This window comes from Curtobacterium guangdongense (assembly GCF_049341845.1).
GTDB lineage: Bacteria > Actinomycetota > Actinomycetes > Actinomycetales > Microbacteriaceae > Curtobacterium > Curtobacterium guangdongense.
The window spans coordinates 1-692 of sequence record NZ_JBMPIT010000031.1 but is presented as its reverse complement, the minus strand read 5'-3'; the positions used below and the strand labels follow the sequence as shown (position 1 = coordinate 692).

At 68.4% G+C, this 692-nt stretch carries 1 protein-coding gene; it reads right to left on the bottom strand.

Annotated elements, in window-relative coordinates; translation table 11 throughout:
* Window positions 1–6 precede the first annotated feature (6 nt).
* On the bottom strand, window positions 7–692 hold a 686-nt coding region (locus ACO0E1_RS18915), incomplete at its 5' end, for an ABC transporter substrate-binding protein (RefSeq protein ID WP_422875579.1).

Here is a 692-nt window from a genome sequence, read left to right as displayed (position 1 = left end):
GGGGTGTTACTTGATCTTGGCGGTGATGGTGGCGGTGCCGACGAGGAGGCCGCTCTTGACGGCGTCGGTCTTGAAGGTGCTGTTGAGCAGCTTCGCGGCGTCGCCGGAGACGTGGACGGTGGTGCCGGTGAGGATCGCGTTGTCACCCTCGAGCTGCAGCGGCTTCAGCGTCCCACCGTGCAGGCTGAACAGGTACGCGTTGGCTGCGGCGACCTGCCCGTTGACCAGGACGTCACCGTAGAGCTTGGACGAGCCCGGGTTCACCACGAAGTTCTCCAGCGTCACCGTCGTGTCGCCGGCCTTCAGGGTCAGACCGGAGTCGTCGTGGTTCAGCAGGCCCTGCACGTACGGACGGTAGTTGCCGTCCGGGCTCCAGTAGGTGACCGAGCCGGAGGTGATCGGGAAGGACACGGCGCCGTCGGCGAGCTTGGCGTTGCCGGACACGCCCGGGGTCAGGCCCAGGGTGGTGAGGGCGTCGGTGAAGCCGGAGTCGAGGGCGACGGAGGTGTCGCCACCGAGGACCTCGGGAACCGACGCGACCGGGGCGGGGATCTTCGACGAGGACGAGGCGACCGTGTGGATCGCCGGGGTCGAGGCGTTCGCGGCGGAGACACCGAACGCGGCACCGCCGAGGACGAGGGCACCCGTCGTGGCGAGGGTGATGGTGGTCTTGAGGGACTTGCGCATGATGG